The following is a 13,471-nucleotide window of genomic DNA, read 5'->3' on the forward strand; positions in this document are numbered from 1 at the left end:
CTATTTATGATCGGGTTCTTTGAAATTGAATTTTTTTTATGTTTTCTTGTTGTTGATTTTTAAAGTCTTCTCTGGAAAGGATCTTTAAGTTGTTGTAAGGGCATAAAAAACATTGGCCCCTGTTCTTAATTATTTTGAGGTAGTAGTATGTGTGCTGGTTGAAGATGATTAGTTTGTTGCGTTTATGGATAGAGTTTTATATTTAATAGTACATGATAGAATTAAAATATTTTTGTAGGTATTATTTCTTTTTATTTTTTTATTTTTTACGTCTGTTTGTAATATTTTTTTTCAAAAAAACAATTTGTTAGCGTTCTTGTACTGTAAAATAAAAGAATTTAGTCTTTCAAATCGAAATGGTTTATTTTGAAATATAACTTCTACTATTTAAATACAGATTCTGGGAATTAATAAAAGAGTGTTTTTTTTTTTTTTTTTACTTATGTATAAAAAAACCACTCTTTTTTACGGAGTGGTTTTCTGTTAAATTATGTTAGGATTAACGTTTTATTTGTCCCAAAATATTTTGGTGCTTAATTTGTCGCCTCCAATTGAAGTAGAAGCAGCATTATAATTTGTAGCATTTAGTGTTTGCTCTCTTATAGGATATGCCATTCTTGATGGCACTTGTCCTTCGGCAGCGGGATCTGCATTTGATGGAGCTACCAATACAGGGAAGTTTAATCTTCTGGTGGATGTCCATCCTTCGAAACCTCTATTGAATAAGGCATACCATGCTTGTTCTCCAACTTTTTGCTGCCAGGTTCCTGGTGCTGTAGCATATGCTACACTAGGTTGAAGTAAGTATGTGTCAATTTTTGCTGTCGCTACGCCCCAGTCCTCCATAGATGCTCTGATTCCCGCTTCGTAATGTGAGGCAATAGATCCTACGGCAACGCCTCTTCCGGCAGCTTCTGCTAATAAAAATTCCACTTCGGCATAATCTAATATAGTTCCGCTGAAATCCGGAGCTTTAATTTTATCGCTCATGTGGGTGAATCTCGCGTAAATGTTTTTTGCTCCAACCGGCGCGCCAAGATATCCTGTAACTATTGTTGTCGCTCCGGTTACTGGGTCAACAGCTCTGTAAGTTGGAAAAAAATAAGCTTCTTTTCGTGGGTCGTTTAAGGCTACTAATGCGTCAACAATTGGTTTTGTGGCAACGAAATCATTTCGACCTGAGAATACCATATCTACATAAAGAGGGTTGGTATTTGGTAGGTTTAGCATGTATGGTAGTTTGGCATTGTCACTATTAGATGTAAATCCTCCTGCTGCACCAGATATAATTGCGGCGTCAGCGATTGCGCTTTCTAAACCAGATGCTTTTAAATTTACGCCTAATTTAAGTTTAATGCTATTGGCGAATTTAACCCAGGCGTTTAAGTCGTCTTTATATATAACTTCTGCGGTTCCAAATCCAGGATATGAAGTGTCGATTCCTGCAATATCTGCATTTAAACGAACAATTAGATCTTTATAGATGTCAATCGCTTTGTCGTATTTTGGAAGATAATTCGCTGATCCTTTTAGAGCATCACTATAAGGAACATCTCCGTAGGTGTCAACTAATATCTGATAGGTATAAACTGTTAAGATGTCAATTAGTATTAATTGGTTTTTCTTAGTGATAGTTTTTTGGGTGAATTCTACATCAGTAGGTGATATTACTTCTTTCTCAATAAATTTCTTGGCATCCGTTAAACTGGCTAATGGTCCTGCGTAAAGTCTGTCCCAATGATTGTCTGAAATTTTACGGGATACCCATTGATAGAAAGATTCGTCAGGATAAGTTGTCTCAGTCCATTGCTGATTTACCAGTCTGAATATGTTTTTGTTTACGTCCGTATTAATGAGTTGTTCCGTAAGGTCTTTTTCAGCATTAGTAAATAATGTGCTTGCAGGAACTACAGAGGGGTTTTTTTCGTCGACGTTTAAATCTGTTAGGCTATTATCGTCACAAGAAACTGTGAGGATGAAGATTCCTAAAACGTATATTAATTTTTTCATTTTCTTTTGTATTAAAATTTGAAAGTTAAGTTAAATCCAATATCTCTTGTGGTTGGAAGAGATCCTACAGAATAACCTCTTGAGCTGTTTCCTGAAGATAATCCACTTTCAGGATCTGCGTAAGGGAGGTTTTTACTGATTATCCATAGATTGGAACCTAAGATACTTAGTGAAGCTGCATTGATGAATGTATTTTCGAACATGCTTTTAGGGAAATTATATGTTATGGAAACTTCTCTTAATTTTACAAAAGAGGCATCATAAACAAAAGCTTTGTTAGGGGCAGCTTTGTATCCAAAACTGTTTTCAGTATTTCCTCCTCCTGTTTTTACAGTATTTGGGGTTCCGTCTGGAGCAACTCCAGTGTTTAAGACTCCATTCTCTCTAATATCGCCTACTGCTGTCTCTTTGTATAATCCTGTAGAAAGTCCGTAATACATATCTAATGAGAAAATATCTCCTCCTTTTTGAGTGTCAATTAAAAATCCTAAAGAGATGTTTTTGTAATTGAATTTATTTCTAAGTCCACCAATCCAATCCGGAGTAACATTTCCGATTGTGTTAGTTGCAGAAGTAGTTATCATATACTTCCCGGTAGCCTGGTCGATTGTTGGCTGGCCATTTGTGTAAACGTAATCTGTTCCTTTAAGCGCTCCGTATGCCTCACCAGGTGCTGCATTTACAGTTACTCCTCCTTGGAATGAGCCTAATTGAAGGTTGTCTAGTCCATTTGGTAAAGAGATAACTTTACTTTTATTATTTGACCAGTTTACGATAATTTCCCAGCTGAAGTCTTTTGTTTTTATTGGTGTTCCGTATAATTGAATCTCTAGACCTCTGTTTTCGATATCTCCACCATTTACAACTCCATTAGTGTATCCGGATGCGGAAGAAACTGCGGCCGAAACAATTTGGTCAACGGAGTTTGTTTTATAGTAAGTAACATCAAACCCTAAGCGTCTGTCAAGTAAACTTGCTTCCAGACCTACTTCGAATGATTTAGTTCTTTCTGGTTTAAGGTCTGGATTTTTGTTGATACTGCGGAATGGGTTAAGTAATGCATTCGTGTATAAAGGTTGTCCTTGAAAGTTTGAAGCTCTTGTGTAAGTATTGTTGAGTTGTAAGGCATCAGCGTCATTTCCAACTTCAGCGTAATTGATTCTGAATTTTCCTAAATTTAACCAACTGGCTTTAACTAGGTTTGAGAATAAGAAAGATCCTGAAACCGCTGGATAAACGTAAGAGTTATTGTCTGATGGTAATGTCGATGAAACGTCTCTTCTAACAGAGGCATCTAGAAAATAAGTGTCTAGGTAGCCAATTGATCCCTGAGCATATAAACCGTTAACGCCGGAAGATATTTTGGCTTCTTTAGGAAAAGGTAAATCTAAACGAGAGTTTGATAATGCATATATTCCAGGAACTACTAAACCACCTACTGTAGAGGATAGAACATTGTCCCTGTCATTTCTTCTTATGTTCATACCAACGACTCCGTTTAAGCTGATGTCATCTCCAAATTTTTTGTTGAAATTCAACATTACATCATAGTTGATTTCTTGAAAGTTGATGTCATTTCTTTGGTAGCCTGATGCTTCGTTTACTGGTGAAAGACCAAATCCGGTTGCAACAGATCCTATTGCTCTTCGTTCTTCCTGAAGTTGTTTGTAAGTATCTAGAGAGACTCTTCCTAAGGCGCTTAACCAAGGAGTGATTTCATAGTTTAAGGAGGCGTAGCTAAATAGACGTGTTCTGTCATCTGAGGAATAATTTTGATAACGTGTAAAGTATGGATTGTCCCAATATGCTGGTACAAGGCCTTCGGGGGTTGTTGGGTCAGCCCAGTTCCATGTTATGTTTTGACCGCCCGAAGCGAAATAAACGTCTTTCTGGGCTTGGACGTCAGTATTGGTTTGCCACCATTGTCTAAAATTACCAAGTACATTGTCGTTATATCCGGTAGAGTTTCGTCCTATTGTGCTTTGTAGAGTAACGGAAGCATACGCGTTTGCTGTTAATTTGTCATTTACTTTTTGGCTAAATCTTGCGCTTATCTGATTTTTCTTCAATTGGCTATTTGGTAAAATACCAGTTTGATCTGTATTTACATACGTCATGGAAAGACTAGATCTGTCTGTAGATTTTTCTAAAGAGATGCTGTTGATAAATGTATTGGCGTGATTAAAGAATGTAATTGGGCCATTTTTAGCCGCTGTCCAAGGCGTTGCTTTGTTGAAATTTGGAGAATAGGGAGTAAAAGCGTCCCATTGGTAAACTAATTGGTTGTCAAATATATCTCCATTTGATGCGTCATTTGAGGTATCTACAGTATCAGGTGTTCCGGTTCCTAAAAATGAAGATCCAAATCCATATCCTGAACCGTATCGATTTTGATATTCTGGAAAAGTTGATTTATCGACAGTTCCATTAGTGTAGCCACTTGAGAAAGAAAATCCTATTTTATTATCTGATTTACCCTTTTTTGTAGTTACCATTACAACACCATTTGCTGCTCTAGATCCGTATAATGCGGTTGCAGCTGCCCCCTTTAAGATGTTGATGCTTTCAATATCTTCTTGGTTGATATCTGATGCATTGTTACCATAATCGTAACCGCCGCGCCCAACTTGTTGAGAAGAGGTGTTTGAGTTTGAATTGTCTATTGGTACCCCGTCAATTACCCATAGCGCCTGATTGTTTCCTGTAAGAGATTTGCTTCCTCTGATTACAACATTTGTAGATCCTCCAAAATTGGTATTTCTTGAAACTTCGACCCCCGCAGCTTTACCAGATAATAGATTAGCAACGTTTGTGTTTCCGGCACCACCGTTTAAATCTTTACCTGCGATTTGTTGTGAAGCATATCCGAGAGATTTTTTTTCTCTTTTGATACCCATTGCAGTTGTTACCACAACGCCTTCGAGTTGTTGTGCATCTCCTGATAATTTAGTATTGACTTGAGAGGAGCTCGCGGCGCTTTCTTGGGTTCTCATTCCAATGTAGCTAAAAACTAAAATTTGACTAGGTGCTGCTTTAATGGAGTATTTACCATCAAAATCGGTTTGAGTTCCAGTTTTTGTCCCCTTAATTAATACACTTACGCCTGGTAGTGGCAGACCTGCATCATCGGTAACTGTACCCGAAACGACTCTTTCCTGCGCAAAGGTTAGTTGCGCGAATAGTACTATTAACAGTACTAAAAATCCATTGAACTTTGGTTTCATTTTCTCAATTATTTTGAATTAGTATTACAATATTCATAATAATAAGTTAATAAACCTAGGGTTGTGTTAATGAATTTTGATGAATAGTTAAAATTTAACATTTTAACATAAATTTAAAAAACTGTTATAAAAATCTATTTTCTCTTTGTTTATGCGCCCTGTTGGGGGTGATTATTCTAAAAAAACTACTTTTATTAAGTGGTTTTAATCTTTCATTTTTTGCGAGTTAAATTTTTTATTTTTTATTATTATTGTTCGAATTGGTTTATTATTTGGTTAGTTTTATAAACAGGTATTTCAGTGGGGATCTTTTTTTTATGTTGATTTTTTGACATATTAAAATCATTTGCGCTATAAGAGGAATTTGTTAATATGGTATTTGAATGCTTGTGTTCGTATTTTTTTATTGTGGCTTTTTTTTTGGGGAATTCTAATATGATTTATTGAGAAAATGTTTTTTTTAATAGTTTTTTTGCGATTACTTGATTCAAAGTTTTATTCGTCCGTTTTTTTTGTGGTGATGGTTTGAAGTTTTCTTGTGCATCATTCTTTTCATTGAGTTAATTTGACTTAGAATAATTGAATTTATGTCGCCTTTTTTTTTCGAATTTAAAATGTAAGGCAGTTTAAAATACTATATTCTTTCTTTTTGTATTGTCAAATTATGTTTTATTTAGAGCGAGTATTATTGTTTGAATTTGTGATGCTTCGATTTAAAGTACTATTGTATCACGGAAAAAGGTGTGATTGTAATTTGTTTTTATTTCAGGCAGATAGTAAAGAAAGGATTATTTTCTACCTATATATGTATACCTCTTTTTATGTTCTTTTTTTTTGTTTGGAGTAGCGGGTATTTTTTTTTTTTTTTTTTTTTTTAAAATTTCTAAGTTTTTGATTTAAAAGTTAAGTTGTTTGTCTTTGAGAAGTTCGTTTTCTTGTTTTTTTTTTTTTTTTTATAACAATTTGTTGGTTTGGCAAATTATCGCGTTGTATAGGTGTAATTGTTTGATTATTGATTTTATTTGAATGTTGTTTTGAATAGATGTGCTTTAGGTATGAGGAAGTGACTGGGTTAAAATGAATTGATACAAAATTGTTTTAAAACTAATCGTTTGCCTTTTAAAGTGTTGGAAATGTTAATTGTTTGTTTGTAAAATGATAAGCTTAAATAATGTTATTGAAAATTAATGAATTAACGTTTGTATAGTGAAAATTATTTTATACATTTGCAACCCCGTAAAAAGCGGGAATTTAATATACATAATAAATTTTTAGTATTAATTATGCCAACAATTCAACAATTAGTAAGAACAGGAAGAACTCAGATAACTAAGAAGAGTAAATCGGTTGCTTTAGATTCTTGTCCTCAAAGAAGAGGGGTTTGTACGCGTGTTTACACTACTACACCAAAAAAACCAAACTCTGCAATGCGTAAAGTTGCGCGTGTACGTTTGACAAATGGTAATGAGGTGAATGCTTACATCCCTGGAGAAGGACACAATCTACAAGAGCACTCGATAGTATTAGTTAGAGGTGGAAGGGTAAAAGATTTACCAGGTGTTAGATATCATATCGTTCGTGGAGCGCTTGACACGTCAGGAGTTGCAGGAAGAACGCAAAGAAGATCTAAGTACGGTGCTAAACGCCCAAAAGAAGCAAAAAAGTAATTTAAAACGTTAAGAGTTGGAGGTTAGGAGTTAAGGGTTGGAAATTTAAAGCGTAAGCTGAAAAAAGATAACACATAACATTTAACGGATAACCTATAACTTTTTATTAAAAAAAAGACATGAGAAAAAGAGCGGCAAAGAAAAGACCACTTTTACCAGATCCAAGGTTTAATGATCAATTGGTAACACGTTTTGTGAACAACTTAATGTGGGATGGTAAGAAGTCTACAGCTTTCAAAGTATTTTATGATGCAATTGACATCATTGAGTCTAAAAAGCAAGATTCAGAGAAATCTTCATTAGAAATTTGGAAAGATGCTTTAACAAACGTTATGCCTCACGTAGAAGTACGTAGTCGTAGAGTTGGTGGAGCTACATTTCAAATTCCAATGCAAATTAGACCAGACAGAAAAATTTCTATGGCAATGAAGTGGTTGATACTTTATTCTAGAAGAAGAAATGAAAAATCTATGGCACAACGTTTAGCGTCAGAATGTTTAGCTGCTGCTAAAGAAGAAGGTGCTGCGGTTAAGAAAAGAATGGATACTCACAAGATGGCAGAGGCTAATAAAGCTTTCTCTCACTTTAGATTTTAATTCGTAAGAAATGGCTAGAGATTTAAAATATACAAGAAATATTGGAATTGCTGCTCATATTGATGCTGGTAAAACAACAACAACAGAGCGTATTCTTTTTTATACTGGTAAAACTCATAAAATTGGAGAGGTGCATAATGGTGCTTCTACAATGGACTGGATGGAGCAGGAAGCGGAAAGAGGTATTACAATTACTTCTGCAGCGACTACTTGTGAGTGGAATTTTCCAACTCAGCAAGGTAAAATTTTGCCAGAGACATTGCCTTATCACTTTAATATTATTGATACTCCTGGACACGTTGATTTTACTGTAGAGGTAAATCGTTCTTTGCGTGTACTTGATGGATTGGTTTTCTTGTTTAGTGCGGTTGATGGTGTTGAGCCTCAGTCTGAAACTAACTGGAGACTTGCTGATCAATATAGAGTTCCTCGTATGGGATTCGTTAATAAAATGGACAGACAAGGTTCTAACTTTTTGAACGTATGTCAGCAAGTTAGAGATATGTTGAAATCTAATGCAGTTGCAATTACTTTGCCAATTGGTGAAGAAAATGATTTCAAAGGTGTAGTTGATTTAGTGAAAAATCAAGCTATTATATGGCATGATGAAACTTTAGGGGCTACTTTTGATATTGTGGCTATTCCTGAGGATATGCTTGCAGAGGTAAAAGAATATAGATCTATCCTTATTGAGGCGGTTGCTGATTATGATGAGAATCTTTTGGAGAAATTCATGGAAGATGAAAATTCTATTACAGAAGAGGAAATAAATAAAGCTTTAAGAGCTGCTACTATAGATATGGCAATTATTCCAATGCTTGCTGGTTCTTCTTTCAAAAACAAAGGGGTTCAGTTTATGTTGGATGCTGTATGTAAGTATTTGCCATCTCCAATGGATAAAGAAGGTATCGAAGGAATTCATCCTGATGATGCTGAGTTATTAGAGGAGGATCAAACTAAAATCTTGCGTAAGCCAGATGTAAAAGAGCCGTTCGCTGCTTTGGCATTTAAAATTGCTACTGATCCATTCGTGGGGCGTTTAGCTTTCTTCCGTGCTTACTCTGGTCGTTTAGATGCGGGTTCTTATGTTCTGAATACTCGTTCAGGAAATAAAGAAAGAATTTCTCGTATCTACCAAATGCACGCAAACAAACAAAATCCAATCGATTTTATTGAGGCTGGAGATATTGGAGCTGCTGTTGGATTTAAAGATATTAAAACTGGGGATACATTGTGTGATGAAAAACACCCAATCATTCTTGAGTCTATGAAATTCCCTGCACCGGTAATTGGTATTGCAATTGAGCCTAAAACTAAAGCTGACGTGGATAAAATGGGTATGGCTTTGGCTAAATTAGCTGAAGAAGATCCTACGTTTACAGTTAGAACAGATGAGGCTTCAGGGCAAACGATTATCTCTGGTATGGGTGAGCTTCACTTAGATATCTTGGTAGATCGTATGAAACGTGAATTTAAAGTTGAAGTGAACCAAGGTGAGCCTCAAGTTGAATATAAAGAAGCGTTTACTAGAAGTGCAACACATAGAGAAACTTATAAGAAACAATCAGGAGGTCGTGGTAAATTCGGTGATATCGTATTTACACTTGAGCCAGCTGACGAAGTTGATGGTAAAGTGCCTGTAGGATTGCAGTTTGTTAATGCTGTAAAAGGTGGTAACGTTCCTAAGGAATATATTCCATCTGTAGAAAAAGGTTTCCGTGAAGCTATGAAAACTGGTCCTTTAGCAGGATACCAGGTAGATAGTTTGAAAGTAACTTTAACTGACGGATCTTTCCACCCTGTCGATTCTGATGCTCTTTCTTTTGAATTAGCTGCAAGAATGGGGTATAGAGAAGTTGCTAAAGCTGCTGGAGCGGTAATTCTTGAGCCTATCATGAAAATGGAGGTTATTACTCCTGAAGAAAACATGGGGGATATCGTAGGTGATATCAACCGTCGTAGAGGTCAGGTTAATGACATGGGTGATAGAAATGGTGCTAAAACTATTAAAGCTGATGTGCCATTATCAGAAATGTTTGGATATGTAACAACATTAAGAACATTATCTTCTGGTAGAGCTACTTCAACAATGGAGTTTTCTCACTATGCAGAAACACCTTCTAATATTTCAGAAGCTGTAATTAAAAAAGCAAAAGGTAACGCTTAATTCTTAAGAAAATGAGTCAAAAAATCAGAATAAAACTAAAATCTTACGATCACATGTTGGTAGATAAGTCTGCTGAAAAGATCGTAAAAACAGTAAAAACTACTGGAGCAGTTGTAACAGGTCCAATTCCGTTACCAACTCACAAAAAACTTTTCACTGTGTTGCGTTCTCCGCACGTTAATAAAAAAGCGAGAGAGCAATTTGAAGTAATGTCATACAAGAGATTGATTGATATTTATTCATCTTCATCTAAAACTATTGACGCTTTAATGAAACTTGAATTGCCAAGTGGGGTTGAAGTAGAAATAAAAGTATAATTTTTTTATTATATTTATATATATAAAGCGAGGCATTTTTGTCTCGCTTTTTTTGTGGTTAAAAGTTTTTGGTTTTTAATTTTTTTTGAAGATGTTTAATGTTATGATTGTTTTTTGATTTGAGTAAATGGTCTCTTGTTTAGGTTGTTATGTAAATTTTTCTTTAATTGAATTAAGTAAATGTTAAGGTGTTTGTTGTTGCGGGTTAAAATGATGCAATTGGTTTTTTTGAAGAAATGTGTTGTTGGTGGTGGTGATATTAATGCTTTGATTTTGATAATGAGCTATTTAATTTTTCTAACTGTTTGGTATATTCAATTTTAATGTATACTTTTGCACTCCCTGTTTGGAAATTTTTGTTATTTTCAAATTGAAGGGAATTTTAGTAATTAATAATTAATATTTATGTCTGGGTTAATTGGTAAAAAAATCGGCATGACTAGTATTTTCGACGAAAACGGGAAAAACATTCCTTGTACAGTAATCGAGGCTGGGCCATGTGTTGTTACCCAAGTCAGAACCAAAGGTGTTGACGGGTACGAAGCGTTGCAACTTGGTTTCGATGACAAAAACGAGAAACATTCCACTAAAGCGGCTTTAGGTCACTTTAAGAAAGCTGGAACTGTAGCTAAGAAAAAAGTCGTTGAATTTCAAGATTTTGCAACTGAACAAAAATTAGGGGATCTTATTGATGTTTCTATTTTTGCTGAAGGAGAATTTGTAGATGTGCAAGGTGTGTCTAAAGGTAAAGGTTTTCAAGGAGTTGTTAAACGTCACGGATTTGGTGGTGTTGGACAGGCAACTCACGGTCAACACAACCGTTTAAGAGCGCCAGGTTCTGTGGGAGCTTCTTCTTATCCATCTAGAGTATTCAAAGGAATGCGTATGGCTGGAAGAATGGGAGGAGACAATGTAAAAGTTCAAAACCTTAGAGTTTTAAAAGTGGTTGCTGAAAAGAACCTACTTGTTATTAAAGGATGTGTTCCTGGACATAAAAACTCTTATGTAATCATTCAGAAGTAATGGAAGTAAAAGTATTAGATTTCAACGGAAAAGATACTGGAAGAAAAGTTCAACTTTCTGATTCAGTATTCGCAATTGAACCAAACAATCACGCTGTATACCTTGATGTAAAGCAATATCTTGCTAATCAAAGACAAGGAACTCATAAGGCTAAAGAAAGAGCTGAAGTGACAGGAAGTACACGTAAGATTAAAAAACAAAAAGGAACTGGTACGGCTCGTGCGGGAAGTATCAAAAATCCATTGTTTAAAGGTGGTGGAACAATTTTCGGACCAAGACCAAGAAGCTATTCATTTAAATTGAATAAAGCTGTAAAGAGATTGGCAAGAAAATCAGCTTTCTCTATCAAAGCAAAAGAGGCGAATATCATCGTTCTTGAAGACTTTGGTTTTGAAGCGCCAAACACTAAAAATTTCATTAACGTTTTGAAAGCTTTAGGGTTAGAAAATAAAAAATCTCTATTTGTGTTGGGAGAGTCGAATAAAAATGTATATTTGTCCTCACGCAATTTAAAGGCTTCTAATGTCGTAACTAGCTCAGAATTAAGCACTTACGCTATTTTAAACACTAATAATTTAGTGCTTTTAGAAGGTTCTTTGGAGTTAATCGAAGAAAATTTAAGCAAATAATAGGAATATGAGTATCATAATTAGACCTATAGTAACAGAAAAAGTAACCAAAGAAAGTGAAGTTTTAAACCGCTTCGGATTCGTTGTTGACAAAAAAGCAAACAAAGTTCAAATTAAGAAAGCTATTGAAGCTGCTTATGGAGTAACTATCGTTTCAGTTAACACGATGAACGTAAGACCGGATAGAACTACAAAATACACTAAAAGTGGTTTGATCAGTGGAAAGACAAATGCAATTAAGAAAGCGATTGTTCAAGTACAAGAAGGAGAAACAATTGATTTTTACAACAATATCTAAGATAGAAAAATGTCAGTAAGAAAATTAAAACCTATTACCCCAGGTCAGCGATTTAGAGTTGTGAATGGTTATGACGCCATTACAACTGATAAGCCGGAACGCTCTTTGATAGCGCCGATAAAAAACTCTGGAGGTAGAAATAGTCAAGGAAAGATGACCATGCGTTATACGGGTGGTGGTCACAAGCAGAGATATCGTATCATTGATTTCAAAAGAACTAAAGACGGAATTCCGGCTACTGTGAAATCAATTGAATATGATCCAAATCGTACTGCATTTATCGCTTTATTAGCTTATGCTGATGGAGAGAAAACATACGTTATTGCTCAAAACGGATTGAAAGTTGGTCAGAAATTAGTTTCTGGTCCAGAATCTCAACCTGAAATTGGTAATACATTGCCTTTAAGCAGAATTCCTTTAGGAACTGTAATCTCTTGTATTGAGTTACGTCCAGGTCAAGGAGCGGTAATCGCTCGTTCAGCTGGTACATTTGCTCAGTTAATGGCAAGAGATGGAAAATATGCTACAATTAAAATGCCATCTGGTGAAACAAGATTGATCTTGTTAACTTGTTCGGCTACAATTGGAGCTGTTTCTAATTCAGACCACCAATTAGTTGTATCTGGTAAAGCAGGTAGAACAAGATGGTTAGGAAGAAGACCTAGAACAAGACCTGTTGCAATGAACCCTGTTGATCACCCAATGGGTGGTGGAGAAGGACGTTCTTCTGGTGGACATCCACGTTCAAGAAATGGAATACCAGCAAAAGGTTATAGAACTCGTTCTAAGAAAAACCCGAGTAACAAGTATATCGTAGAACGTAGAAAGAAATAATAAGATATGGCACGTTCATTAAAAAAAGGACCTTTCGTTCATTATAAGTTAGACAAGAAAGTTCAGGAAAACATTGAAAATGGTAATAAAGGAGTAGTAAAGACTTGGTCTAGAGCTTCTATGATTACTCCAGACTTTGTTGGACAAACTATCGCAGTTCATAACGGTCGTCAATTTGTACCAGTTTACGTAACAGAAAACATGGTAGGTCACAAATTAGGAGAGTTTTCACCAACTAGATCTTTTAGAGGTCATGCTGGAGCAAAAAATAAAGGTAAAAAATAAGAAGCAATGGGAGTTCGTAAAAGAGAAACAGCAGATGCGAGAAAAGAGGCTAATAAGTCTATTGCTTTCGCAAAATTGAATAACTGCCCTACTTCACCTAGAAAAATGCGCTTAGTAGCGGACTTGGTAAGAGGTCAGAAGGTAGAAAGAGCACTTAACATCTTAAGATTTAGTTCTAAAGAAGCTTCAAGAAAATTAGAGAAACTATTATTATCTGCAATCAACAACTGGGAGCAAAAAAATAGTGAAGGTAATTTAGAAGAAGCTGGATTATTTGTTAAGGAGATCAGAGTAGATGGTGGAATGATGTTGAAAAGACTTCGTCCAGCTCCACAAGGTCGTGCACACAGAATAAGAAAACGTTCTAATCACGTTACAATCGTGCTTGGAGCTATCAATAACACACAAAGCAATTCTTAAG

Annotated in this window: 12 protein-coding genes; 10 read left to right on the forward strand and 2 right to left on the reverse strand. The window is 35.4% G+C overall.

Annotation, left to right across the window (positions count from 1 at the left end; all coding sequences use genetic code 11):
* Window positions 1–507: 507 nt before the first annotated feature.
* The gene (locus NJT12_RS03830) at window positions 508–2,010 is read right to left on the reverse strand and encodes a SusD/RagB family nutrient-binding outer membrane lipoprotein (protein WP_271334608.1); all 1,503 of its coding nucleotides are present in this window, start codon (window positions 2,008–2,010) and stop codon (window positions 508–510) included.
* 11 nt (window positions 2,011–2,021) lie between these two features.
* Entirely contained in the window at window positions 2,022–5,234 is a 3,213-nt protein-coding gene (locus tag NJT12_RS03835) for a SusC/RagA family TonB-linked outer membrane protein (protein ID WP_271334609.1), read from the reverse strand.
* A 1,283-nt stretch (window positions 5,235–6,517) separates the two neighbouring features.
* Between NJT12_RS03835 and rpsL the strand changes: the two genes are divergently transcribed.
* The 10 genes from rpsL (at window position 6,518) to rplV (ending at window position 13,470) form a co-directional block, all read left to right on the forward strand.
* Window positions 6,518–6,901, forward strand: coding sequence for a 30S ribosomal protein S12 (rpsL, locus tag NJT12_RS03840; protein WP_007136570.1), 384 nt, complete (start codon window positions 6,518–6,520; stop codon window positions 6,899–6,901).
* 119 nt (window positions 6,902–7,020) lie between these two features.
* Window positions 7,021–7,497 (forward strand): 30S ribosomal protein S7, encoded by a 477-nt coding sequence (gene rpsG, locus NJT12_RS03845; protein WP_007803600.1) that lies wholly within the window; start codon window positions 7,021–7,023, stop codon window positions 7,495–7,497.
* Window positions 7,498–7,507: 10 nt separating this feature from the next.
* Window positions 7,508–9,664 carry an elongation factor G gene (gene fusA, locus NJT12_RS03850; protein WP_271334610.1) on the forward strand — a complete coding sequence of 719 codons (2,157 nt, stop codon included), beginning with the start codon at window positions 7,508–7,510 and terminating at the stop codon, window positions 9,662–9,664.
* Between the two features lie 11 nt (window positions 9,665–9,675).
* Entirely contained in the window at window positions 9,676–9,981 is a 306-nt protein-coding gene (gene rpsJ, locus NJT12_RS03855; protein WP_007803605.1) for a 30S ribosomal protein S10, read from the forward strand.
* A 405-nt stretch (window positions 9,982–10,386) separates the two neighbouring features.
* Window positions 10,387–11,004 carry a 50S ribosomal protein L3 gene (rplC, locus tag NJT12_RS03860; RefSeq protein ID WP_007803612.1) on the forward strand — a complete coding sequence of 206 codons (618 nt, stop codon included), beginning with the start codon at window positions 10,387–10,389 and terminating at the stop codon, window positions 11,002–11,004.
* A complete protein-coding gene (gene rplD, locus NJT12_RS03865; RefSeq protein WP_271334611.1) occupies window positions 11,004–11,633 on the forward strand; it encodes a 50S ribosomal protein L4 in 630 nt (209 codons plus the stop codon). The genes rplC and rplD overlap by 1 nt, the downstream gene beginning before the upstream one ends.
* A 7-nt stretch (window positions 11,634–11,640) precedes the next feature.
* Entirely contained in the window at window positions 11,641–11,931 is a 291-nt protein-coding gene (gene rplW / locus NJT12_RS03870) for a 50S ribosomal protein L23 (RefSeq protein ID WP_007803621.1), read from the forward strand.
* 9 nt (window positions 11,932–11,940) lie between these two features.
* Entirely contained in the window at window positions 11,941–12,765 is an 825-nt protein-coding gene (gene rplB / locus NJT12_RS03875; RefSeq protein ID WP_007803623.1) for a 50S ribosomal protein L2, read from the forward strand.
* 6 nt (window positions 12,766–12,771) lie between these two features.
* A complete protein-coding gene (gene rpsS, locus NJT12_RS03880; protein ID WP_007803626.1) occupies window positions 12,772–13,050 on the forward strand; it encodes a 30S ribosomal protein S19 in 279 nt (92 codons plus the stop codon).
* A gap of 6 nt (window positions 13,051–13,056) precedes the next feature.
* Entirely contained in the window at window positions 13,057–13,470 is a 414-nt protein-coding gene (gene rplV, locus NJT12_RS03885) for a 50S ribosomal protein L22 (RefSeq protein ID WP_007803631.1), read from the forward strand.
* Window position 13,471: the final 1 nt, after the last annotated feature.

The sequence above is a fragment of the Flavobacterium azizsancarii genome, from assembly GCF_027980145.1.
In the GTDB taxonomy this organism is placed as follows: Bacteria; Bacteroidota; Bacteroidia; order Flavobacteriales; family Flavobacteriaceae; genus Flavobacterium; species Flavobacterium azizsancarii.

Coding starts and splice junctions, on each gene's coding strand:
- NJT12_RS03830 (WP_271334608.1), bottom strand. CDS start 2,010: ATGAAAAAATTAATATACGTTTTAGGAATCTTCATCCTCACAGTTTCT.
- rpsG (WP_007803600.1), top strand. CDS start 7,021: ATGAGAAAAAGAGCGGCAAAGAAAAGACCACTTTTACCAGATCCAAGG.
- rplC (WP_007803612.1), top strand. CDS start 10,387: ATGTCTGGGTTAATTGGTAAAAAAATCGGCATGACTAGTATTTTCGAC.
- rpsS (WP_007803626.1), top strand. CDS start 12,772: ATGGCACGTTCATTAAAAAAAGGACCTTTCGTTCATTATAAGTTAGAC.
- rpsJ (WP_007803605.1), top strand. CDS start 9,676: ATGAGTCAAAAAATCAGAATAAAACTAAAATCTTACGATCACATGTTG.
- rpsL (WP_007136570.1), top strand. CDS start 6,518: ATGCCAACAATTCAACAATTAGTAAGAACAGGAAGAACTCAGATAACT.
- rplB (WP_007803623.1), top strand. CDS start 11,941: ATGTCAGTAAGAAAATTAAAACCTATTACCCCAGGTCAGCGATTTAGA.
- rplW (WP_007803621.1), top strand. CDS start 11,641: ATGAGTATCATAATTAGACCTATAGTAACAGAAAAAGTAACCAAAGAA.
- rplV (WP_007803631.1), top strand. CDS start 13,057: ATGGGAGTTCGTAAAAGAGAAACAGCAGATGCGAGAAAAGAGGCTAAT.
- rplD (WP_271334611.1), top strand. CDS start 11,004: ATGGAAGTAAAAGTATTAGATTTCAACGGAAAAGATACTGGAAGAAAA.
- NJT12_RS03835 (WP_271334609.1), bottom strand. CDS start 5,234: ATGAAACCAAAGTTCAATGGATTTTTAGTACTGTTAATAGTACTATTC.
- fusA (WP_271334610.1), top strand. CDS start 7,508: ATGGCTAGAGATTTAAAATATACAAGAAATATTGGAATTGCTGCTCAT.